Source organism: Sellimonas catena (assembly GCF_027924685.1).
GTDB classification, from domain to species: Bacteria; Bacillota; Clostridia; order Lachnospirales; family Lachnospiraceae; genus Sellimonas; species Sellimonas catena.
In genome coordinates this window covers 29,106-51,961 of record NZ_BSBO01000023.1, presented here as the reverse complement: position 1 = coordinate 51,961, position 22,856 = coordinate 29,106, and the positions used below count along the sequence as shown (strand labels likewise).

Genomic DNA, 22,856 nt, shown 5'->3' with positions numbered 1-22,856 from the left:
AAATCTAAAAAGAAAAGAGGTTGATGATGGAAAAACTCAGAGAAAAAGTAAAAGAATCTCTCTCAAGCGTCCTTCCGATCACTGTCATTGTGCTGCTTTTGAGTATTCTGTTGATCCCGATGGAAGTGGGAGCGTTTTCCCTCTTTCTTGCCGGAGCGGTATTCCTGATCTTCGGGATGGGATTCTTTCAGCTCGGTGCCGACATTTCCATGACGCAGCTCGGACAGGGCATCGGCGGACAGCTTATCAAAAAACGAAATCTTCTATTTATTGTCGGTGGATGCTTCCTGATGGGTGTTCTGATCACCATTTCGGAACCGGATCTTCAGGTTCTGGCAAACCAGGTGGCATCAATTCCGAACAGAGTCCTCGTACTGACAGTCGCAGTCGGGGTAGGTATTTTTCTTGTCGTTGCAGTTCTTAGAATTCTGTTTAAAATCAGTCTTTCACGTCTGTTGACGTTAATGTACCTTCTCCTGTTTTGGGTTGCCCTTGCAGCACCCGGTGAATTTCTTGCGGTTGCGTTCGATTCCGGCGGAGTAACGACCGGACCGATGACCGTACCTTTTATTATGGCACTTGGAATCGGTCTGTCAGCGGCCAGAAGTGATAAAGACAGTGCCAATGACAGCTTCGGCCTGATTGCTCTCAGCAGTATCGGACCGATTCTGATGGTTCTGCTCCTTGGGATTTTTTATCACCCGACCGACGCCGTCTATACAGCGGTCACCATTCCGGATGTAACAACTACACGGGATGTGATCGATCAATTTCTATGGGCACTGCCACAGTACACGGAAGAGGTGATCATCAGCATGCTTCCGATCCTTGCCGTATTTGTACTGTTTCAGGCGGCAACAAAAAAATATCACAGAAAGCAGCTTTTTAGAATGTGTATTGGTTTTGTCTACACGATTATTGGACTGATCATGTTCCTTGTCGGAGTCAATGTCGGATTTGCTCCAGTTGGAAATCTTCTGGGAGAGCAGATGGTTTCGAGTTCCTACCAGTGGCTTCTGATTCCGGTAGGAATTCTGATCGGATATTATATTGTAAAAGCGGAACCTGCCGTACAGCTATTAAATCATCAGGTAGAAGATATCACGGACGGTATGGTAACAAGAGGACAAATGAACATCTGTCTGTCGATTGGAGTAGCAGGAGCAGTAGGGCTTGCAATGATCCGGGTTCTGACCGGAATTCCGGTTTACTGGATCCTGATTCCCGGATACATTCTTGCTATTGGAATGAGTTACCGTGTTCAGCCGATCATTGTAGGAATTGCATTTGACTCCGGCGGTGTGGCAAGCGGTCCGATGACATCTACATTTCTTCTCCCTCTGACAATGGGCGCATGTACCGCACTGGGAGGAAATGTCGTGACAGACGCGTTTGGAGTCGTCGCCCTGGTTGCCCTGGCACCTTTGATCGCGATTCAGATCATGGGCCTTGTATATGAACACAAACTGAAAAAAACTTCCAGAACACAGGAACACATTCTGGAAGATACCATTATCGAATTGGAGGATGAAGAGGTATGACGCCACATTTATTCGCACTTCGTCTGCTGTTGATTATCACAGATACCGACACAGAGAAGAGCATCAATCATCTGTTTACGGAAGCAGAACAGCCGATTTATTACCAGTTCCGCGCCCAGGGAACGGCCAAAACAGAGATTCTTGATATCTGCGGTCTTGACGGAAGTACGAGAGTGATTACGGCCGCACTTATTCCAAAGAGTAAAATCAGCGAGATCTTTGAACTGCTGGAAAAAACCTTTGAGATCCGCAAGAAAGGGAAGGGTATTGCCTTGACGCTGCCGATCACAGGTGTCCAGGCAAGCATGCTTAACTTACTTAGTGCAGAACAGGAAAAAATAGCAAAAGCTCATATAGAAAGGAAGGTTCAGCAAATGATTAACGAAACTTCATATGCCATGATTACGGTGGCGGTTCGTGAAGGGTTCAGTGACGAGGTGATCGATGCCGCAACAAAGGCGGGAGCAAGCGGAGGATCTGTCATTCGTGGACGAAGAAGGGGAACAGAAGCCGTTGTACAGTTTTTAGGAATTTCCATGCAGGAGGAACAGGAATTTGTCATGATCATTGTGCCAAGAGAGAAAAAATCCTATATCATGAACGAAATCAGTTCTGCCTGCGGATTACAGACCGAGGCACACGGAATCATTTTCTCAGTACCGGTCGATGAAGTTCTCGGAATCCATGAACCGTAGAATAAGAAAATAAAAGTAAAAAGAAGACTGAAAGCCATGAGAACTTTTTTACATACTTTGTGTAAAATGATTTTTCATGGCTTTTTTACGTCCATGGCTTCTGAACAAGCTCAAAACAGCAGTTTGTCTGCACAATTAGTTTAGCGGACAAATACAGATTTATCCGAAAAAGTATGGCTTTTTCCTTTGTTTTATGTTAAACTACTCTCAGAAACCCCAATTTGACCAACGGCCCGCAACTGGAACATTTTTACAGAATTTGGAGGATTTTATTTATGGCTAAGCCTGCTACTTACCGTGAACAGGTAAAAATTGAAAATACCATGAGGCTTCGGGAATTTTTATCCGAACTGCCTCCTTATGTAAAGGAATATTTCCGTGCCAAGGAAACCACAACATCCGATAAAACCAGATTGTCATACGCATATGATCTGCGCGTGTTCTTCCGGTTTCTTCAAGAAACAAATCCCACGCTTCATGACAAGGCACTTTCCGAGATTTCTATTAAGGATCTGTCCATGTTAAAGCCCGTAGATTTTGAAGAATTTGAAGAATATCTCAAGGCCTATAAGACGCCTGATAACCGGACCGAAACCAACTCCCGTACCGGAATCGCCAGGAAAATGTCCTGTTTGCGCAGTTTCTATGATTATCTGTGCAAACGCGAACTGTTAACAAGCAATCCGGTCCGTCTGGTCGATATGCCGAAAATCAAAGAAAAAGCGATCATACAGCTTGATACAGATGAAGTCGCCGCGCTTCTTGATTATATTGAAAATTATGGAAATGATCTGACCGGTGTCAAACTGTATCATTATCAGAAACAGAAATACCGCGACATTGCAATCGTTACTCTCCTGCTCGGAACGGGTGTTCGAGTCTCCGAACTTGTAGGACTGAACATTTCTGATGTTGATTTTAAAAACAACGGCATCCGGATCATCCGGAAAGGTGGAAACGAAATGATCGTCTACTTCGGTGAGGAAGTGGAAAAGGCACTGAAAGACTATCTGGAGCTCCAGAGAAACGGCATCACTCCCCTCTCCGGCCACGAAGACGCCCTCTTTCTTTCCGGCCAGAAAAAACGGATCAGCGTCGATGCGGTAGAAAAAATGGTAAAGAAATACTGCTCCGCAGTCTCAGTCAAAACCATCACACCGCATAAGCTGCGAAGCACCTACGGCACTGCCCTCTACCGTGAAACCGGAGACATCTATCTGGTGGCCGATGTACTTGGTCATGCCGACGTCAACACGACAAAGAAACACTATGCCAAATTAAGCGATGAACGCCGAAGAAGCGCATCTAAGGCTGTGGTTTTGAGGGAAAAACTGTATACACAGTAAAATAAAACGGCCCTCCAGGCAAGTAGTAATCCGATGCAAATATAACGTTCAGAATAGAAAAAGCCGGAAATGCTCCATAAAATGGATTTTCCGGCTTTTTCTTTCTAAATTTTATTTCTCTACTTTCACTAGTCCTGCACCTTCAAAGAACTGTAAATATGCATCCTGTACCTGATCTTTATCAATGACATAGATCAATGTATATTCTGCTTCTTCTCCCGATTGGAGCTCTTTGAAAAATATGTGCTGTTTTTCGTTTTCTGTATTCTCCTGAATGTTCTGATAAACCGGCATCTCTCCGCTCAAAAACTGATAAGATTCAGATGCGTTAGTATAACGATATACCTGCTGTAACGTGTTGTTGACTTGCTGCTCATATGTATACAGAAGCGGTGCAAGCATAGTATCCACGGCATCTTCTCCTGCATTTTTTGCTTTCACGTGGACTACGACAAACTGTCCCTGTACTTTTTCTGCGTTTGTCTGATCTGGCGTTCCATTTTCTTTGAGCGGATATCTCTCATGTTCTTTCAAAGTACCATCTTCATTCAGCCATGATTTTATTTTTGATTCAAAATCCGGGATAAAATATTCTTCCGAAAATTCTTTCATATCAATCTGATCCTTTACACGGATTTCCTCTACCTGATATTGAATCTTTTCTCTAGTCGCTTCCTGTACTTCTTTGTTCTCGATGATCTCACCGATCTGATAAGTCGAAGATGTCAAAACAGAAGTTCCCTGAGCCTCGCGTAAGTCATTGTCTTCTTTCATTTGAGCAAGTTCTTTTTCAAATGGACAAGAAACAGTTTCCTCTTCGACTGTGATCTTCAAATTAGAATTCTTTTTTCTCCAGAATCCGGCACGCAAGCAGGAAGGAAATTCCAAGGACAACAATCCCAAGGATGATGCATCCCGGATAGATATATCTGCTCATCAGGGCCTCATTCAGCCAGCGGATTATGGCTGCCTGCTGATCCGGAAAATTATTTTCCAGAATCCGGAATCCAAAGAAAATTCCGAAAAAGACAATCATGAAACCGAAGATCAGCATAACCCGTCCCTTTTCCGCTCCAAACTTCAGATCCGCAGGAAGGGAAAATGCAAGCATGATAACCCCAACGAACGCACATACCGCTGTCGTGAGCAGTGTCGTCTTCATGTCAGCGCCGCCGCCCGTCAGGTTCTGAATGACTGCCAGAGCCAGGGCATAAACGACACCGAGGGCAATAATCAGCAGTCCGATCAGATATTTTTCTGCCACATACTGTTTTCTGCTGTAAGGCAGGGTCATCAGAAATGCCATACCGCCGTTCATCTCATCGTAGCTGAGAGTCATTCCTGCAATCAATGCACTGAGAATGATAACATATCCGGTCAGGAAAGCCTGATCAGTTCCGCTGAATACGAAAATAGCGGAAACAAAGACAATGATAAGCACCATTTTTTTCAGTTCACGCATCAGACATAAATCTTTTACTAACAATCCTTTCATACTGCTTCCCCCTTTACTGTCATCATAATGATTTCATCAATACTTCCTTTTTCTGCCGTGATGTCCGGATAATTTTCCATGTAGTACCGAATTTCATCCGTCAGGCAGCTGTACCCGTAGGACTCTTTCTTCTTTTTGAGAAGATGGCTGCGGTCGACTGTCCTGAAACGTTCTTCCGTCATCTTTAAAAGTCCGTAGGAGCTAAGCAGACGGTCTGTATCTTCGTGCAGGACAATCCGGCCTTCATGGATCATGTAAATATCATCACAAAGCCCTTCCAGATCCCCGGAAATATGGGAACTGATCAGAATCGCGCGGCTTTCGTCCTCCTCCATATATTCTCTGAGGAGTGTCAGGACCTCATCCCTTGCAACCACATCCATGCCGGCGGTCGGCTCATCGAGAATCAGAAGACTGGCATTGTGGCACAGCGCGATAAACAGTTTGAGTTTCGCTTTCATACCGGTGGAAAATTCCTTGAGCTTCTGATCCTGAGGGAGCCGGAACCGCTCCACAAGGGAAAGAAATTTCTCCTTTTCAAAATCCGGATATACTGCTTCCAGAATCTTCACCACATCTTTGATCATATAGACATCAGAAAAAGTACTTCCGGATAAAACCACGCCGATTTTCTGTTTTTCTTCGGCGGTCAGCTGATCGTGTGGTTTCCCAAACAGCTCCACGCTTCCACCATCCAGAAAAATCAGATTTTCGATTGCCTTAAAGGTCGTGCTTTTGCCCGCCCCATTTTCCCCAATCAGACCGGTAATGCATCCGGCCGGGACTTCCATCGTGCAGTTCAGGTGAAAATTCTTGTAATTCTTTTCGATCTTATTTACTTTTAACATAGCCTATTCCTCCAAAATGAGTTCTAAAATCTCCCGAAATTCCTTATCTTCCATGCCGTAGCGTCTGCCTTTCTGAATGGCCAGTTCAAAATCGGCTTCTACTTCTTTGCGCTGCTCTTCTTTCATCAGTTCCTGATTGGCAGCTGCAACAAATGTTCCCTTTCCGTGAATCGTCACGGTGAGCCCTTCCTGTTCCAGAGAATCGTACGCTTTCTTCACTGTCAGGGCACTGATCTTCAAGTCTTTGGAAAGACTTCGGACCGAGGGCAGGATGTCATTCTCCTGTAATGTACCATTGAGAATCATCCCTTTAATCTGTTCTACAATCTGTTCATAAATCGGAATCATGGAAGAACTGTTAATTATCAGTTTCATCTGGTTCCTCCTCTTCTTAATAAACAGTATATAACAGTATATAACTGTTGTCAATTGTTATACACTGTTTATTTTAAGTTTTTTGAGTTTGTCATCTATTACGACAGAAACAGCTGGAATTTTACACGGCTGGGCACGATCGATCATATTTCGGCAAAAGAGCTGAAGCAGATCCTTGGAGATGGCGATGTAACTGTTACATTATCTTTATAACACTGCAAAATAATTCTACAAGAAGGAAAAGCTGTGAATCCCATTTCGGGCCATTCACAGCTTTTTATTTGTTTCTAAAGTTCTTTACTTCGTTTTATTAGCCGAGTTTTGCGTACTCTTCATCTGTTACAGGTTCGCACCACTCATTCTGAGCATTTTCTCCCGGTACATCCATTGCTATATGGCTGAACCAGCTGTCTGCCTTTGCTCCATGCCAGTGTTTTACGTTTGCCGGAATGGTGATAACAGTACCCGGTACCAGGCTGACTGCTTCTTTTCCTTCTTCCTGATACCATCCTTCTCCTGCTGTGCAGATCAGAATCTGTCCGCCGCCCTTGTCAGCATGGTGGATATGCCAGTTATTCCGGCATCCCGGTTCAAATGTGACATTCGCAAGTCCAACTGCCGGAGAGCCTGCTGAAGTCAGTGGATTCAGGAAAGATTCTCCGATAAAATACTGTGCGTAGGCTGTGTTTGCCTGTCCTTTTCCAAATACGTTTTCTTTGCTGAATACTTCTTCGTTCATTGTTTTCATACTGATACCTCCTGCAGAACTAATTTTTCTTCTGCTGTTTTTGAATTTCATATACAAGATAATCGAGACAGTAGATCCGTCTTTCTTCCACATGCACCCGGTTCAGCAGCTTCTGACGGTGCTTTGACAGTAATGTCAGCTGTTTTCCGGTCTGGCCGGATTCTTCCAGTGAGAGAAATTCTTCTACCAATTTGTCATCACACCCGGCATCGATCAGGTTCTGAATTACCGCTTCGCTGTCCGGTGGTGAATGAACCTGTTTCCTCACAGTGCTTCACTCCTATCTCTAATTCTGTTTCTGATATCAGTATAGTCTTCTGCCGCCACAATAGCAAATACCTATTCATTATAATGGGACATAGCTTTTGATTATACATTCTATCATTCGTGCAAGCTATGGTTAATTGAAATCCTTACTGCAACATTGAAGTTGTAACTTCACATTGAAAACTTTATGAAGTTGTAACTGCATAATATCATGAGTAATTGCAACAGTTTTAAGCTGTTTTTCTGGCTTTGGATTGCCTTTTTTCGATTTTCCTTGTAAAATTTCTTAAAGGAAGACATGACAAAACACAGACTGCATTTTTTACTTTTCGCAGAAGTTGTAAATGCACCCTGTTTGTGTTACCTTTTTTACCGTGTCCTGTCTTCTCTAAAATTCCGGTTTACTTCTTAAACAAAGCCGGTGTAAGGGTTATGGAATCGGATGGGATCTTTTCAAGGCCCAGGAGGTTCGCAGTCTCCTGGCCGTAGATCTTGATAAAAAGATCTATAGGAGCCTGTCCGTTCCACTTTTTTCGCGGATAGGAATTGATGTGGTTCATCATTTCCCTGATCTCTTCTTCCGTATATTCATCCTTTGCATGATTTTTAGGTATGATATAACGGATCAATTCATGGTTCCGTTCACAGTTGCTCTTCTGATTTGTATTCATCGGGTCACAATAGAATACGCGGCACTGGATCTCTCCGGTCTCCATATCTGCTTCGATTTTTTCAGGATCGCTGAATTCGCTTCCCCGATCGGTAATAATAACCTGAAAAAGCATCCGGAACTTCTCATCTCCAAGTGCTTCCCTCAGCCGGCAGAATATTTCTGTTACTGATCCCGCTGTGTTGCGCTCTCTTAGGAACATGAGCTGTACGTCACAGTTGGTAAACAAGATTGTCAGCAGTGTCTGGCCGCCTTTGTGTATAACCACACTGTCCATCTGGCTGACTATGGCATCTGGATTCTGGCGCATATATTCTTCGCATTCTTCATAGCTGCGTCCGATATGGCATTTTCGATCTACCCTGAGAACCGGACCGCTCTTTTTACGTTCCGGCCTGCGTAGTTTCCTTCTCAGGTCTATATTTCTGGCATCCAGAAGACCTGCGTCAATATAGGAATAAGTTGTTACCTTTGGAAGTGGAGACCAGTCTCCTGTGTGCTTTGATCTCTCTGCCAACAGTAGACCGATCCTTTCCAATGTTTTTGGCGATCTGTGCGATCTTCAATCCCTGCTGCAGACCTGCCTGGATAGTAAGCCTGTCATCATATGTAAGGTGTTTATTACTCATGGTTACCTCCAATCCGAAGACAGGACAAGGATAGTATACTGGAAAAAAGGCAAAAAGAAACCATGAAGTTACAACTGCAACTTCATGGCCCATATGCCTTGTAATTCTAACTGCAACAACCTATGTTGCAATTAATTTTTCAATTAACCTCGTGCAAGCTATGGCAAAGCATTATATATAGGTATTTGATGAAATAGACGGTGCACACTCGTGACTTTAGTCGTGAGTAAGCCGTCCTTTTTTAAATCAAATCAAGCAGAACGTTTGTTCTTTTTTACCTGTATATGGTATACTTTAAATATGGATAAAAACTATATTTTTGCAGAACATACCAACGTTACACATGGTAGGGGATACGTGTATCTTTTACAATATCATATTGTTTGGGTGACAAAATACCGGAAACCCGTACTTGTCGGGATGGTTGCAGCTGAAACAAAACGGCACCTTTTGGAAACTATGGAACCCGTAAACAAAGATCGTGGTACCTCGGGGAACCGTGGGAGCCGTGGAAAGCCCACAAAGCCTGCACTGCGTATAGCGCAGACTGTTTCCGGAAGTCCGGTACAGAGAGCCAGAATAAGACCCGCCCAAAAGGCAGGCATCAGGCAAATGAAGCAGGAAATACCTTTACAAGTGAGCCGTCACTTAAAAACGTCGGTTCAAACTATATCGGAAGCTCGCGACTTTAGTCGTGAGTAGTTCACACCTCAGGTACTCCGCTAGCGGATGCAGGTGCCGGTACCCTTGCTTACTATGAGCCGTGGGGCGATGTCGTTATGTTTTATGATGACTTTGGGGCCGCAGGTGGTCTGTATGAACTTGGCCAGGCTGTTTCCGGCGAAGAGCTGATCGAAAGTATGAGCGGAACACTGGAAATTACTGCCGGTACGCAGGATGGACAGGAAGCAGAATCCGGTTCCGGCACGGAATAACCGGAAAGAGCGAACGCACGATTTTATAAGAGTCGCTGCAACTGATGCAGCGGCTCCTTTGTCCGTAAAAAGATTTGTAATTTTTCTATTCTGTCTCGATCTCCTGATTACCTGTAGACCATACATGACTTTCTTTTGCCGCAGACTTTGTATTCTGCGCCATCACACCGACCAGGCGGTGCGGTACATAAGGTTCTTCCAGCCAGTTGATTTCTTCTTCTGCAAGCACCAGATCTACTGCTTTTGCGGCCCCTTCAATGTGGTGGAGTTTCGTTGCGCCGACAACTGGAGCAGTTACTTTCGTTAAAAGCCAGGCCAGAGAAACTTCCGTCATGCTGACCCCTCTTTTATCTGCAAGTTCTGCCACACGGTCAATGATGACTGCGTCCTGAGCGGAGGTAGCATCATATTTCAGCCTTGCATAGCTGTCTTCTTCCAGACGCTTTGATGTCTCGCCCGGATGTCTGGAGAGCCTTCCGCCTGCCAGAGCGCTGTACGGTGTCATGGCGATATTGTCCTCCTCGCAGAGCTTTGCCATCTCTCTTTCTTCCTCACGGAAAATCAGATTATAATGTCCCTGGATCGATACAAATTTTGCAAATCCTTCTTTTTCTGCCAGCGCGTTTGCCTTGGCAAGCTGCCATGCGAAGCAGTTGGAAATGCCGATATAACGTGCTTTTCCCGCTTTCACAATGCGGTTCAGACCATCCATAATATCATAAAGCGGAGTCTGATAATCCCACATATGGTAAATATACAGATCGACATAATCCATGCCCAGATTGGAAAGACTGGTGTTGATCATCCGTTCAATATGCTGCTGCCCGGTGATTCCCTGTGCGATTTCTTCCTCTGTCCGCGGGAGAAATTTCGTTGCCACGACGACCTCGTCCCGCTTCGCGAAATCTTTCAGCGCCCGTCCCACGTACTGTTCACTCGTCCCGCTCTGATAACCGATCGCAGTATCATAAAAATTCACACCCAGATCCAGTCCTTTTTTGATAATTTCTCTTGAGTGCTCCTCGTCCAGAGTCCAGCTGTGCTGTCCGTTCTTTGCATCACCGAATCCCATACAGCCCATGCAGATGCGTGACACCTGCAGATCAGAATTTCCTAATTTCGTATATTTCATGACTGATTCCTCCTCATTCATATTAAATATCCTTATATGGATCGTCCAAGATCATATGCCAGTTTCATATATTTGGACCGCGCTGTCATGGACGGCGTTCCGCATCCTTTCCCGTAAACGGCCCCCAGATCTTCCAGATTCAGGTAGCGTACCAGCGTGTCATAATGTGCTTTCAATGCATCAAAGGTCCAGCTGTCGCTGTTCCATGCCGCTGAGATCACTGCTGATTTCATTTGTTTTCTCTGGATGCTTCCGTTAAATGCACAGAAACGGTCGATCAGTATTTTTAATTGTGCTGACATGCCGTAATAATAGAGCGGTGTGACGAATACCATCATGTCTGCTCCGAGAATGCTTTCACGGATCTGCTCCATTTCATCCTTTTGAATACACGGTCCGTCATAACCGCAGTGAATGCATCCGGTACAAGGATGGATCTTTGCACGTGCTGCATCGATCACCTCCACCTGATGCCCGGTTTCCAGAGCACCTTTGATAAACTGCTCTGCCAGCATGTTGGATGAACCGTTCTTATTCGGACTTCCTTCCAGTACAACAATCTTCATCTGTGTTTCCTCCATTCTCTTTTTTAATAGCCAAGTCCGGCTGCCCAGCTTTGAATCTCCTCCTGAGAAGATGAGGCATCTTCTTCGTAACAGTCAAAAATATCATCCGAAATTTCCGCTTCCGGAACGGCTTCCGAAATAATCTCTACGCTGTCTGCAAGCCCTCCGGTTCCGTGGGAGCAGAACAGATACACCTGTTTTCCGGACAGATCGTTTTCTTCCAGAAATGTCAGAAGTGCCATCGGTACGCCGTACCACCAGTTCGGATATTAAAATGTAGCCCGTCCTCTCCAGCCCTTGAAAACACTGGGCTTAACGGCTTACACAAGTGTGTTTTCTGTTCTTTTTTAGTAGCATATTGCTCCGACCTTTCCTATTTACATTGTACTCTGGCTCACCTGTTTATACAAATACCTATGTTTAATGCTTTTCCATACGTTTTGCGAATGATAAGAGACAGCGGCTGTTTGATCCGCTGTCTCTATGTATTTTCCTATATTTTGTTATTTACAAGCTTCGGAATTCACTCCGGCTTTTCTTGCTAATGATTTTCTGAAGTCTTTGGTTTTCATCACGGAGCGCCTGATTTTCCTGCCGGAGCCGGAAAATTTCTTCCTGAAGGAGATCGATCCGTCCTTCCATTGCTTTGTCTAGGATACCTCTGCGTGGATTGATGGTTCCGGCCTGCTGTTCCATAGCCCGGTCAATTTCGGCCCTCACAATGGGATTCTTATAGAAGAATCCTCTGGAAGCTCCTGTCATCTTTACGAGCTGCGGAACCGATACCCGCTCTCCCTGATCTAACAGTTTGCGGATTGCCTGTTTCGCCGCAGCAATCTTTTCATCGCTTCGTTCCCGGTTCATTTCAATCATCCTGTCGTATTTGTTCATATTCTTCACCCCATCCATCTAAATTTGCCAGCAGGATTCTGGTCTGTTGCTCCCGTGCCTTTCGGGTTTCTTCAGCAAGGAGCTGGTTGCTCATTTTTCTGTAATGCTTTACTGCGCTTATGTTTTTATGCCCCAGGAGTTTTGCTATCGTCCAGTCATCCAAATGCAGTTCTGTCAGTTTAACTCCGTAAGACCGCCGGAACATATGGGAGCTGAATTTAAACAGTTTCCCTTCATCATCCCGTAGGTCTTCACTTTTGATCAACCGCAGTACCTTATGCTTTATGGTTGTATATTGAAGTGGACGGCAGGGATCTTTGGCGTCCACGAAGATATACTCGGTTTTACCATACTGATCGTAAGTACAATCGATGGCTTTCTGAATCAGCATTGCTAATTCTGCACTGATAGGCTTTTCAAAGGTTCGTGTTTTCACCTGATCAATCCGGATAATATCCAGACCGTTTCTTTTTGACAGGCAGTCTGTATGCAGTGTCAGCGTATCAGAGATTCGCGTACCAAGCATTTGGTGGATGACCATGCATCGTGCCAACTGGACATCCAGCTTTGTAATATGGGCGTTCAACCGCTTCAGCTCCTCATCGGAATAAGCTCGGAATACCGGCTGCACTTCCGGCGGAATATCTGTGTTGATGAATAAGGATTCCAGATGGCTGTATCCATATAGTTTGCCGACACTTTCCAATACTGCCCTCAGTTTCAGAATGTCATCGCTGTTTCCTCTGCTGGATGAACCGCAGGAAGCGTTTCAGGTGCTGAAGCACAGGAGCATCCGTCCGGCTTATCGTTCCATACAAAGTTTCCTTCTCTTTATAAAATGGGATACCATTCTGCAGCATCCATATCTTTAACAGTTCGATCCATTTGGATGGCTGCCAGCCGAGGAAGCTGTCAGGTATGTTTTTTCGCAATTGAAGGGCTTGGCACACCTGTTTGTAATATGCTTTTTCATGGCAGATGGTGTTCAGCGACACCTGGCCGCTCCTGTACAGGAAGTAGCGTCTGTATTCTTCCCGCATGGTTTCTTTTGGGAGAAGGGAAAGGTCAATGAAATTACTTTTTCCAATGGCTCTTTGCGGCAGATTTCCGGAGGTTTCATAGCATGCCAATTCCCAATAGTACAGTCTATTTTCCATCTCTGCCTCCTTTCCTTTTCAGGCCAGCCGCCAGCTTATGCTCCGGCTTCTGAAAAAATCCTACATTCTCTTTTGCGATCTTTTTGGGCATGTAGTCAATATATTGCTCTGTCATTTCCAGATAATCATGCCCCAGGTAATCCCGTACTCCCTGAATGGATACACCGTTGTCATACAGCATTGTCGCTACTGTATGGCGGTAATCATGGGACTGGAAGAGGTAATCTCCACCGTCAATCTCATGGTCTTCGCAGAACTTTTTCATCTGCTGGCGGAAAGTCAGGCTCCGGTACGGGCCTCCGTTTTTGTTGGTAAACAGGTAATCATCCTGCCCAATCTGGTGGGTTTTGATATAAATTTTCATGATCCGGTACAGGCCCTCTGCTATGGGAATCCGCTTATAATTCTTCATTTTTACCTGATACACCTGAATCCAGGTATCGTGGTTCTGGCGATAGTAAGCATTTCCCTTTAGGGTGCATACCTCGCTGATCCTCAGGCCCAAGCACCAGAGATGGAGATACATACAGCGAAGATGTTCCGGGAGCAGATGCAGCTTTCCTAACACTTCCTCGCAAACCTCCGGCGACACACTTCGGTCATGATGCTTGACGACGACTTTTTTCTGATAGAACTCCGGCTGAAACGGCATCGTTTTCCGATAGCTTCGGGCGATGAGAAACCGGAAGAAATGATTCAGCCCGGATATATATGCGTTGAAGGATTTTGCGGAAATCCCGCTTCCCTGTAATTCATCGAGGTAATCTTCAATCTGTTTTGTCGTACAGCTTGCGGCATCCTGACTTTGTTCCGATAAGCGTATGAGGAAACGCTCCAGCAAGCAGTATCTTGTCGTTATCGTGCCGATAGCCTGACCGGTAACGCCGATCTGATATTTCATATATTCCTTGGCGTATCTGCGGTTTTCTCTGTGGCTGATCTCTGTAAAGGACACACTGACCACTGAACTGCTCCGATTCAGCCGATGCTCTGCAATTCCCAATCCATCCAGGTACCAGATATTCGCCTGCCAGTTGATCTGTTCATTGTGCAGGAAGACTGTTCTCCGGCATAAATTCAGGATCGCAAGCATCTGGCATTTGTAGGATTCGCTGGAAGTGTGTTCGTCCAGATAAGCATCGAACATCTGCTCCTGTGCCAGATCCATATCTTCAATGTCCTGGATCTCCTGCTCGGTACAGAAGTCGTACAGATACTGTAATCCGGTCAGCCGCTGTCTCCGTTTGGTCGAATTTTTCGTAATGGCAAGGATTTCATTCAGCGTTGTAAAAATCTGTTCCTTGACATGCCATGCACATGGTTTTGTGAAATCCCAGACCATATTGGGGCGGTTCCTGACGGAATCCAGTTCCATCGCCAGCTCCTGATCCGGATGATAGGGAAGGAACAGGATGGTTTCTTCCAGCCGCCACCGGCATTGATTCTTTCCCGCCAGGGTTTTCATCCGTCTACGGATATCCGCCTGTTTTGTCCTGTCATACGCAAGGAGATAACGGTCAGCCGATTGGATCTGACAGGTGGAGAACAGATAGTTCTGATATATTTGACGCAGAGGATAGTCCATCTCCAAGATATCCTGAATCTCCATTTCCGTTAGGAACTTCTTCAGCCTGTTTTTGGCGGCCTTGGTCACATCTTCGCAGGAATCGATGGTTTCAACAATCTTTTCCGGTAACGCTTTGGGCTTTTCTTCCTGACGCCATTCCCGTATTGCGTAGGCAGGCATCTCCTATCACCTCCCCTTATAAAAGTTCTTTCACACCATACAGAGCGGAATGCTTGGCGTAGAATTCCTGGCTGGCTTCGATCAGCTCGTCATCCATGATGTTCAGATAGCGTATGGTCGTATTCAGATGCTTATGCCCCAATGCCTGCTGGATCAGCTCCAGCCGCCATCCGTCTTTCCGGCGTATATTGGCAAAGTACCGCCGGAGCATATGGGGAGTCAGGTCGATCCCTGTCTTTTTCTCCATCCGGTTCAGCATGTCATAGACCAGCTACGAGGCACAGGTGGATTACTACACGCAATACATCAAACGCAATCCCGAATGGGAGTTTGTTAAGGTTTACACCGACGAGGGCATTTCCGGCACGAACACCAAACATCGCATCGGCTTTAATGAAATGATCGCCGATGCCATGTCCGGTAAAATCGACCTCATCGTCACAAAGTCGGTCAGCCGCTTCGCCCGAAACACGGTTGACAGTCTGGTTACCATCCGCAAGCTGAAAGAAAAAGGCGTAGAAACTAATGGTAGCGGTTATTTCAGGTGCTGACAATGGCTCATTTTTATGCTGTTTGGGATGCTTACTTTTGGGGACCTTTTGTGATACTTTCATTTTACTGAAAACAATCTAACGGATGAGGACAGGCCTCTGTTTGGTTGGTTTTTATGAAAGAAAAAACCAAAAATAGACGAGATTTGTTGTTGTTTCATTTCAGGCTTCTCATTGACAAACAGTGAAACAGATGTTATAATAACGTCGTTATCGATTATGCCGTTATCGTAATTTGGGGAGGTCAACACATGGCCAATAGGGATCACTCCCTGGATGATGGGATCATTCAGGCTGCTTATTCGGAATTTCTTGCTTACGGCTTTCAGAAAGCCTCTCTGCACAAGATCGCCAAAAAAGCCGGTGTCACCACAGGAGCGATCTACACAAGGTACAAAAACAAAGACACATTGTTTGCCAGTCTGCTTCAGGATTTTTTTGAGACGATGCAGGTTCTCTTTACCCCCGTTGCGGAAGAATACGAAAAAGCAAAGTTCAGCGCACAACCGGAAGATATCCTCCGCGCTATAAACGCCGAGGAACAAGTATATTTTCGGCTCCTGACCGATCACCATGACGACTGCACTTTATTTTTCTGCCGCAGCGATGGCAGCTCCATTGAAACCGTGCTGCATGAACTGATGAACCGTAAAGCGGAACAAACGGTAGAGTTCTTTTCACATATCTATGGAAAAGTGCCAAATGCCGATGCGATACGTCTTTTGATGGGCTCACAGTTCTGGTACTTCCGCCAGCTGCTGGATCAGCATATGGAGGAAGGCAGAATGCTTACCTGCTTACAGACAGTCCTTGATTTCACCAACGCTGGCTGGCGGCAGCTATGCGATACCTTGCAATAAATCCGAAAAGTTGATTCGGACGGTCCATCCGTCCGTTTCTTACGACTGTTGGTTAGAGACGGCTAACTAATAAGAAAAGAGTTTGCGATGATAGATTTTGAATTTGAATTCCAATATGCGGAGGCAAAGCTGCCCATCCTCCGACAGGTCGGCGGCGGCATCCCGGCGGGACGCTGCGTGGTGCTCTGCGGAGGCAGCGGATGCGGAAAATCCACGCTGCTGCGGTGCATCAACGGACTAATCCCACAATTTTACGAGGGAGAGCTGAAGGGCTTCTGCCGCCTGAACGGGCAGGACACCGCCGGGATGCGTATCGGCGAGATCGGTGAGCTGGCAGCATCGGTATTTCAGGATCCGCGAAGTCAGTTTTTTACCGTGAACAGTTCCAATGAAGTGGCCTTCGGTCTTGAAAATCACGGTCTGCCGCAAGATAAAATCCGACGGCGGGTAGATGAGGCCTTCCGGATCTTTCATCTGGAGCGGCTGAAGGATCGCAATGTCTACGAGTTGTCCAGCGGTGAACGACAGCTCATCTCCATCTTGTCCGCGTGGGCAATGGACACAGATATTTTTCTGCTGGACGAGCCCACGGCCAATCTGGACTTCGCAGCCACGCAGCAGTTAAAAGAGATTCTGCTTGCCCTGAAAAAGCAGGGCAAAACGCTGCTGCTCAGTGAGCATCGACTCTATTATCTTGCGGATATTGCCGATGAATATTGGGTCATGGCAGACGGCGAGATCAAAGGAAAATACACTGCCGCAGAGACAAAGGCGTTCTCGGCGGAGCGGAGACAAACACTTTCTTTGCGCACGCTCGACCTTGCGGAGATCACCGTGCCGGAGAAAGAGCTGCTGCCGAAAACCGCGCCGACGGCGCTTGCCGTCTCAGATGTCCGCTATACATACGGCAGGAAGGCCGGAGATACCCTCTCTGGTGTCAGCTTTTCCGTCCATGAGCATGAGATCGTCGGCCTTGTGGGCGCAAACGGCTGCGGCAAAACGACCATCGGTAAGCTGATCGCAGGGCTTTACCGCCCCTCCGGCGGCAGGATAATGCTTTTCGGAAAGCCGAAAAATCTAAAGCAGCTGCAAAAGCAAGTGCTGTTCATCCTACAGGAGGTGGAGTTCCAGTTCTTCACAGGCTCCGTCTTGCACGAGCTGCAATATGGACACAAGGTTACGCCGAAATTTGAGCAGAAGACGGATGCGCTTCTCAAACGCATGGATATGTGGGACTGCCGCGACCGGCATCCCTTCTCCCTCTCTGGCGGGCAGATGCAGCGTCTGACGCTGATGATGGCGTATTTATCCGACAAGCCAATCGTCATACTGGACGAGCCGACAGCAGGACAGGACGCGGAAAGTCTGGAGCGGTGCGCGGAACTGATCCGGGAGATGCGGAAGGAAAAGACTGTTCTTATCATCACCCACGACCCTGAGCTAATTGCAGGTGCGTGTGACCGCTGCATTGGGCTGTCGGATGGGCATGCAGAAATAGAATTACCCGTTCATTCGGAACGAGATTTGCAAGCAGCCCAGCGATATATGGAGGGCTTTCATCCTTCCGATGCTCCGGCGAAAAAACAGCATAAAGAACGATTCCACCCGGCGACGAAGCTGCTTTACTGGCTGGCCCTGCTGGTCGTGATCTCCATGTCCAACAACCACTTAGTTTATGCCGCATATGCGGCACTGATCCTGCTGACCGCATCGGACGGCTGGTTCGGAACGGCGCTGGCAGGCGGGATGAGCTTTGGGCTGCTGTGGGCGGCAAACGCTCTGCTGCCGGGCACGGTGTTTTCCTTTATGTTAGTGCTGTTCCCGCGCATCATCGCCATCGGCATTTCCATGCGGACGCTGATTGGACGAAATGAAGCCAGCCGCACCCTGGCAGCGCTGCGCAATCTGCACCTGCCGGAGCGATTTATCATGATCGTGGCAGTGATCTTCCGCTTTTTCCCGGTGTTGTCCGGGGATATGAAGCTGCTGCGGCAATCCATCCGCACCCGGGGCGTGTTCACATCGCCGCTTCAGAAACTGCGAGCACTGTCATCCTATATCGAAATACTGACCGTGCCGATGGCTTTGCGCGTTATCCGCATCGCCGAGACGCTGTCTGCCTCCGCCGAAACACGGGGCATCGACTTAACCCGCCGCAAAAGCAACTATCTGTCGCTTCGGTTTTCTGCGTGGGATGTTGTGTTCTGCGTCCTGCTGGCAGCATCGATCGCCGCCGGCCTTATCCTGTGATCGCCGTCTCTGCGACGTTCAACCATATTTCATTCAAAAAGGAGTCTTTACCATGAGTACTGCAAACCCCAATAAACTGAAAGTCAAGGACATCATCACCGTTGTCCTGCTGGCTCTGATCAATGTGGTCATTTTCTTCGCCAGCTCCGTCCTGTACGCAACGCCCATTACCATCATTCTGATGCCGGTATTTTTCGCCCTGCTGGAGGGCATCGTCTACTTCATCATCGGTACGAAGGTGAAAAAGCCCGGTGCGATCCTGATTTACAGTATCGTCCGTGCCATTATGGGCGGATACCTGCCGTACATCATCCTCTTTATTCTCTCCGGTGTCATTGCCGAGCTGCTGCTGTGGAAGATGGGCTACGGCAATGCGAAGGCGCTGACCGTCAGTTATATCATCAATCAGGTGCTGGCCGCATTCGGCAGCACTATCATTCCCTACGCCATCGCAGCCAAGGCTATGGCGGATCAGATGGTCACCGATGGCCGTCAGGACGCCATCCTTGCCGCATCCCAGATGCTGCAGTCCTGGGTGTCTGTGGCGCTGGTGGCCGGTGTGATCGTGGCGGCCTTTATCGGCGCAATGATCGGCAAGCGGATCGTGAAAAAGCATCTTGCTGCGTAATGCAGCCGAAAGGAGTTCACCATGAAAGAAATTGAGCCAAAGCGCTCTGCCGCCTCGTGGCTGGCAGAGCTGGCAAAAGGGCGGTACGGCGAGTACGCTTTGAGCGTCCTTACGGCGCTGCTGGGCGTCGCCTGCTCGCTTATTCCGTATTTCATCATCATTCGACTCATCACCGCACTGGTAAACGGCACGGCGGAGCTGACGTACTGCCTGACGCTCTGCGCGTGGATGGCGGGCTTCTGGGTGCTGCGCTATGTGCTGCACAGCGTGTCCACGTCCCTCTCCCATCACGCCACCTTCCATGTGTTGGCCAATACCCGCACACGGCTGCTGGATAAGCTGACGACGCTGCCCCTTGGCACGGTGCTGGACCATTCCTCCGGCTCCTATAAGAACATTATCGTCGAGCGCGTGGACTCCATTGAAACCACCCTTGCCCATTTGCTGCCGGAGATGACTGCCAACATCGTCGGTGCGCTGGCGGTGCTGGTGCTGCTGTTCATGGAGGACTGGCGCATGGGGCTTTCCATGCTGATCGTCGTGCCGCTGGGCATTATCTGCTTTATGTCCATGTTCAGCGGCTATCACGAGAAGTTTCAGCGCACGGTCACCGCGACAAAGGCGCTGAACGACACGGCTGTGGAATACATCAGCGGTATTGAGGTCATCAAGGCCTTCGGTCAGTCCAAAACCAGCTACGCAAAGTTTGTCTCTGCTGCAAAGGAAGGGGCAGACTGCTTCATCGACTGGATGCGGGGCAGCCTCTTCGGGCAGGTGGCGGGCATGGCGATATTTCCCTCTACGCTGCTGGGTATTTTACCGGTGGGCTGCGTTCTTTATATGCATGGCACTCTGTCGGCAGAGACGTTCCTGACGGTTATCGTTCTGTCCTTCGGCGTTATGCAGCCGCTGATCACCGCCTTCTCCTACACCGACGACATTGTACAGGTCAAGACCATCGTGGGCGAGGTGGCGGAGGTGCTGTCCGGCGAGGACATGCAGCGCCCGGAAAGCGCGGAAAAGCTGCCGGCCGACAACGCCATCCAACTGAAGGATGTCCGCTTTGCCTATCACGACAAGGAGGTACTGCACGGAATCAATCTGCGCATCGCCCCGGGGACGGTCAATGCATTGGTCGGGCCTTCCGGCAGCGGAAAATCCACCATCGCCCGTCTCATCGCCTCCCTTTGGGACGTGAAGGACGGCTCTATCGAGCTGGGCGGCGTGGACATCCGTACACTTCCGCTGGCGGAGTACACGAAGTGCATCTCCTATGTGTCGCAGGACAACTACCTCTTTGACCTTTCGGTTATAGACAACCTCCGCATGGGCAAAAAGGGTGCGACCGATGCGGAGGTCATTGACGCCGCGAAGAAATGCGGCTGCCACGAGTTCATAATGGGGCTGGAGAACGGCTATCAGACCGTATGCGGTGCATCCGGCGGACACCTCTCCGGCGGCGAACGGCAGCGTATCTCCATTGCCCGTGCCATGCTGAAGAACGCGCCCATCGTCATTTTAGATGAGGCTACTTCCTACACTGACCCGGAAAACGAGGCGGTCATCCAGTCGGCACTGGCAAGGCTGGTGCGGGGCAAGACGCTGCTGGTCATCGCCCACCGGCTGTCTACCATCGCCAATGCCGATCAGATCATTGTTGTCAATCAAGGCAAGATCGAAGCCACCGGCACACAGGCGGAGCTGCTTGCTTCCTGCCCGCTTTATCAAACCATGTGGGAAGCCCACATCAGCGTTAAAGACGACGGGGAGGTGGCGTAATGCTCAAGACACTGAAAAAATTTTTTGCCTTCTGCGGGGTGGACAACCGCAGGCTGTTTATGGCATCCATCTGGCTGGGCGTGGTCAGCGCCATCTGCTCCGCCATGCGTATTCCTGCCGCTGCCATTGTCATTCAGGCGCTGCTGCAAAAGAATGTCACCATGGCGACACTCTGGACGAGCCTTGGAACCATCGTCGCTTCTCTGATTGTGACCATCGCCATCAACATGAAGGCCACCATGCTCCAGACCCGTGCAGGCTACCGCGCCTGCGCCAACAAGCGGATTGAGATTGCGGAGCATCTACGGTATCTGCCTATGGGCTGGTTCAACGACAACAGTCTCGGCGAGGTCACCTCCGTCACCACAAACACCATGGAGAACATGTCCAACATTGCCACACGGGTGGTCATGGTCACAACGAGGGGGTTCCTGACTTCCGGCATCATCGCGGTGATGATGTTCCTCTTTGACTGGCGTATGGGGCTTATTACGCTGGCGGGACTTCTGCTGTTCTTCGCCGTCAACGCCGCCATGCAGCGGGCGGAGCAGGCCCTTTCCCAGCGGAAGTTCAATGCCGACGAGCGGCTTGTCTCCAAGGTGTTGGAATATGTGCAGGGCATCGCCGAGGTCAAGAATTTTGACCTGACCCACGACTCTGCAACGCAGGTACACAGGGCGGTGGAGGATGCTCGGAAGACATCCTTTGCCATGGAGATCCCGTCGGTGCTCTATATGCTGGGGCAGTTCATCGTCAACAAGCTCACCGGCGTTGCCGTCTGCACCGCTGCCATCGTCTTTTACTTCGGCGGTACCATGGAGCTGACAAACTGCCTTTTGATGCTCATCTGCTCCTTTATCCTCTTTGAGCAGCTGGATTCTGCCGGGAGCTTTTCGGCTCTGTTCCGCTCCATCGACATCGGCGTAGACAAGGCGAACGCCATTTTGAACGTAGAACCTATGGACATCGATGGCGATAACTTGACGCCGGATCGGGAGGACATTGAACTTCACCATGTAGATTTCTCCTACGGCAGCAAGCCCATTCTGCACGATGTATCCCTGACCATTCCGGAGAAAACGACTGTCGCCATCGTCGGTCCCTCTGGCAGCGGCAAGACCACTCTGTGCAATCTCATGGCGCGGTTCTGGGATGTGCAGTCCGGCAGCGTGCGCCTCGGCGGACACGATGTGCGGGAATACAGCTACGACAGCCTCATCCGCAATTTCTCCTTCGTGTTTCAGCGGGTTTATCTGTTCTCGGACACCATTGCCAACAATATCCGCTTCGGCAAGCCCGACGCCTCCATGGAGGAGGTGCAGGCCGCAGCGAAAAAAGCCCGGTGCTACGACTTTATCATGGCGATGCCGGACGGCTTTGAAACTGTTATCGGTGAGGGCGGCGCGACCCTTTCCGGCGGCGAGCGGCAGCGCATCTCCATCGCCCGGGCGATTATGAAGGACGCACCTGTCATCATTCTTGACGAAGCCACAGCCAACGTAGACCCGGAGAACGAAAAGGAGCTGATGGAGGCTGTCTCGGCGCTGACCCACGATAAGACGGTCATCATGATTGCCCACCGGCTGAAAACCGTGCGCCATGCCGACCAAATTTTTGTGGTCGATCACGGTGAGATCGTCCAGCAAGGCACCCACGACGAGCTGGTGGCCGCGGACGGCCTCTACCGCCGTTTTTTAGTGGAGCGCAAGCAGGCTGCCGGGTGGAAGGTCTGACAACTTCTGTCTA

At 48.5% G+C, this 22,856-nt stretch carries 21 protein-coding genes and 5 pseudogenes; 11 read left to right on the top strand and 15 right to left on the bottom strand.

The window, feature by feature from the left end:
- Positions 1 to 23: 23 nt before the first annotated feature.
- The 3 genes from Selli1_RS11505 to Selli1_RS11495 all read left to right on the top strand — a co-directional run bounded on the left by Selli1_RS11505 (position 24) and on the right by Selli1_RS11495 (position 3,582).
- Positions 24 to 1,541: a DUF1538 domain-containing protein gene (locus Selli1_RS11505; protein ID WP_405593639.1), complete on the top strand. Its 1,518-nt coding sequence runs from the start codon at positions 24 to 26 to the stop codon at positions 1,539 to 1,541.
- On the top strand, positions 1,538 to 2,236 hold the full coding sequence (locus tag Selli1_RS11500; protein WP_281873051.1) for a P-II family nitrogen regulator: 699 nt from the start codon (positions 1,538 to 1,540) through the stop codon (positions 2,234 to 2,236). Before Selli1_RS11505 ends, Selli1_RS11500 begins: the two co-directional genes overlap by 4 nt.
- 275 nt (positions 2,237 to 2,511) lie before the next feature.
- Positions 2,512 to 3,582 (top strand): tyrosine-type recombinase/integrase, encoded by a 1,071-nt coding sequence (locus Selli1_RS11495; protein ID WP_281873050.1) that lies wholly within the window; start codon positions 2,512 to 2,514, stop codon positions 3,580 to 3,582.
- Between the two features lie 111 nt (positions 3,583 to 3,693).
- Here Selli1_RS11495 and Selli1_RS11490 read toward each other — a convergent pair whose 3' ends face one another.
- The 7 genes and pseudogenes from Selli1_RS11490 to Selli1_RS11455 form a co-directional block, all read right to left on the bottom strand.
- Positions 3,694 to 4,356: a hypothetical protein gene (locus Selli1_RS11490; RefSeq protein WP_281873049.1), complete on the bottom strand. Its 663-nt coding sequence runs from the start codon at positions 4,354 to 4,356 to the stop codon at positions 3,694 to 3,696.
- A gap of 61 nt (positions 4,357 to 4,417) precedes the next feature.
- On the bottom strand, positions 4,418 to 5,077 hold the full coding sequence (locus tag Selli1_RS11485; protein ID WP_087167907.1) for an ABC-2 transporter permease: 660 nt from the start codon (positions 5,075 to 5,077) through the stop codon (positions 4,418 to 4,420).
- Entirely contained in the window at positions 5,074 to 5,925 is an 852-nt protein-coding gene (locus Selli1_RS11480) for an ABC transporter ATP-binding protein (protein WP_087167908.1), read from the bottom strand. The genes Selli1_RS11485 and Selli1_RS11480 overlap by 4 nt, the downstream gene beginning before the upstream one ends.
- 3 nt (positions 5,926 to 5,928) lie before the next feature.
- Complete coding sequence (locus tag Selli1_RS11475; protein ID WP_087167909.1) at positions 5,929 to 6,300, bottom strand: GntR family transcriptional regulator; 372 nt, start codon at positions 6,298 to 6,300, stop codon at positions 5,929 to 5,931.
- Positions 6,301 to 6,610: 310 nt separating this feature from the next.
- On the bottom strand, positions 6,611 to 7,048 hold the full coding sequence (locus Selli1_RS11465) for a cupin domain-containing protein (RefSeq protein ID WP_281873047.1): 438 nt from the start codon (positions 7,046 to 7,048) through the stop codon (positions 6,611 to 6,613).
- Between the two features lie 19 nt (positions 7,049 to 7,067).
- Positions 7,068 to 7,316, bottom strand: a complete 249-nt coding sequence (locus Selli1_RS11460) for a hypothetical protein (RefSeq protein ID WP_281873045.1) — start codon at positions 7,314 to 7,316, stop codon at positions 7,068 to 7,070.
- Between the two features lie 400 nt (positions 7,317 to 7,716).
- A pseudogene (locus Selli1_RS11455) lies at positions 7,717 to 8,614 on the bottom strand (IS30 family transposase).
- A gap of 300 nt (positions 8,615 to 8,914) precedes the next feature.
- Here Selli1_RS11455 and Selli1_RS18560 point away from each other — a divergent pair.
- Together Selli1_RS18560 and Selli1_RS11440 are read left to right on the top strand one after the other, a co-directional pair.
- Positions 8,915 to 9,316, top strand: a complete 402-nt coding sequence (locus Selli1_RS18560; protein WP_281844883.1) for a transposase — start codon at positions 8,915 to 8,917, stop codon at positions 9,314 to 9,316.
- 38 nt (positions 9,317 to 9,354) lie between these two features.
- Positions 9,355 to 9,549 (top strand): annotated as a pseudogene (locus Selli1_RS11440) (cyclophilin-like fold protein); the annotation flags it as partial.
- A gap of 85 nt (positions 9,550 to 9,634) precedes the next feature.
- On the opposite strand, the gene Selli1_RS11435 reads toward Selli1_RS11440, so the two are convergent.
- From Selli1_RS11435 to Selli1_RS11405, 8 genes and pseudogenes are all read right to left on the bottom strand, one after another.
- Positions 9,635 to 10,681 carry an aldo/keto reductase gene (locus Selli1_RS11435; RefSeq protein ID WP_281844885.1) on the bottom strand — a complete coding sequence of 349 codons (1,047 nt, stop codon included), beginning with the start codon at positions 10,679 to 10,681 and terminating at the stop codon, positions 9,635 to 9,637.
- 32 nt (positions 10,682 to 10,713) lie between these two features.
- Positions 10,714 to 11,247, bottom strand: coding sequence for a flavodoxin family protein (locus tag Selli1_RS11430; protein WP_138373605.1), 534 nt, complete (start codon positions 11,245 to 11,247; stop codon positions 10,714 to 10,716).
- 23 nt (positions 11,248 to 11,270) lie between these two features.
- A pseudogene (locus Selli1_RS11425) lies at positions 11,271 to 11,504 on the bottom strand (flavodoxin); the annotation flags it as partial.
- A 250-nt stretch (positions 11,505 to 11,754) separates the two neighbouring features.
- A complete protein-coding gene (locus Selli1_RS11420) occupies positions 11,755 to 12,138 on the bottom strand; it encodes a DUF6262 family protein (protein WP_281844886.1) in 384 nt (127 codons plus the stop codon).
- Positions 12,113 to 12,844, bottom strand: coding sequence for a tyrosine-type recombinase/integrase (locus tag Selli1_RS18380; RefSeq protein WP_330677568.1), 732 nt, complete (start codon positions 12,842 to 12,844; stop codon positions 12,113 to 12,115). Before Selli1_RS18380 ends, Selli1_RS11420 begins: the two co-directional genes overlap by 26 nt.
- Positions 12,845 to 12,866: 22 nt before the next feature.
- Complete coding sequence (locus tag Selli1_RS18375) at positions 12,867 to 13,295, bottom strand: hypothetical protein (RefSeq protein WP_330677567.1); 429 nt, start codon at positions 13,293 to 13,295, stop codon at positions 12,867 to 12,869.
- Positions 13,285 to 15,042: a tyrosine-type recombinase/integrase gene (locus Selli1_RS11410; RefSeq protein WP_281844888.1), complete on the bottom strand. Its 1,758-nt coding sequence runs from the start codon at positions 15,040 to 15,042 to the stop codon at positions 13,285 to 13,287. The genes Selli1_RS18375 and Selli1_RS11410 overlap by 11 nt, the downstream gene beginning before the upstream one ends.
- Positions 15,043 to 15,058: 16 nt before the next feature.
- Positions 15,059 to 15,310: pseudogene (locus Selli1_RS11405) on the bottom strand (tyrosine-type recombinase/integrase); the annotation flags it as partial.
- Here Selli1_RS11405 and Selli1_RS11400 point away from each other — a divergent pair.
- The 6 genes and pseudogenes from Selli1_RS11400 to Selli1_RS11375 all read left to right on the top strand — a co-directional run.
- Positions 15,309 to 15,563 (top strand): annotated as a pseudogene (locus Selli1_RS11400) (recombinase family protein); the annotation flags it as partial. The pseudogenes Selli1_RS11405 and Selli1_RS11400 sit on opposite strands and share 2 nt — an antisense overlap.
- 281 nt (positions 15,564 to 15,844) lie before the next feature.
- A complete protein-coding gene (locus Selli1_RS11395; protein WP_281844889.1) occupies positions 15,845 to 16,453 on the top strand; it encodes a TetR/AcrR family transcriptional regulator in 609 nt (202 codons plus the stop codon).
- An 87-nt stretch (positions 16,454 to 16,540) separates the two neighbouring features.
- Positions 16,541 to 18,703: an ATP-binding cassette domain-containing protein gene (locus tag Selli1_RS11390; protein WP_281844890.1), complete on the top strand. Its 2,163-nt coding sequence runs from the start codon at positions 16,541 to 16,543 to the stop codon at positions 18,701 to 18,703.
- 52 nt (positions 18,704 to 18,755) lie between these two features.
- Complete coding sequence (locus Selli1_RS11385; RefSeq protein WP_281844892.1) at positions 18,756 to 19,331, top strand: MptD family putative ECF transporter S component; 576 nt, start codon at positions 18,756 to 18,758, stop codon at positions 19,329 to 19,331.
- A gap of 21 nt (positions 19,332 to 19,352) precedes the next feature.
- Complete coding sequence (locus tag Selli1_RS11380; RefSeq protein ID WP_281844898.1) at positions 19,353 to 21,110, top strand: ABC transporter ATP-binding protein; 1,758 nt, start codon at positions 19,353 to 19,355, stop codon at positions 21,108 to 21,110.
- Positions 21,110 to 22,843: an ABC transporter ATP-binding protein gene (locus Selli1_RS11375; RefSeq protein ID WP_281844899.1), complete on the top strand. Its 1,734-nt coding sequence runs from the start codon at positions 21,110 to 21,112 to the stop codon at positions 22,841 to 22,843. The genes Selli1_RS11380 and Selli1_RS11375 overlap by 1 nt, the downstream gene beginning before the upstream one ends.
- Positions 22,844 to 22,856: the final 13 nt, after the last annotated feature.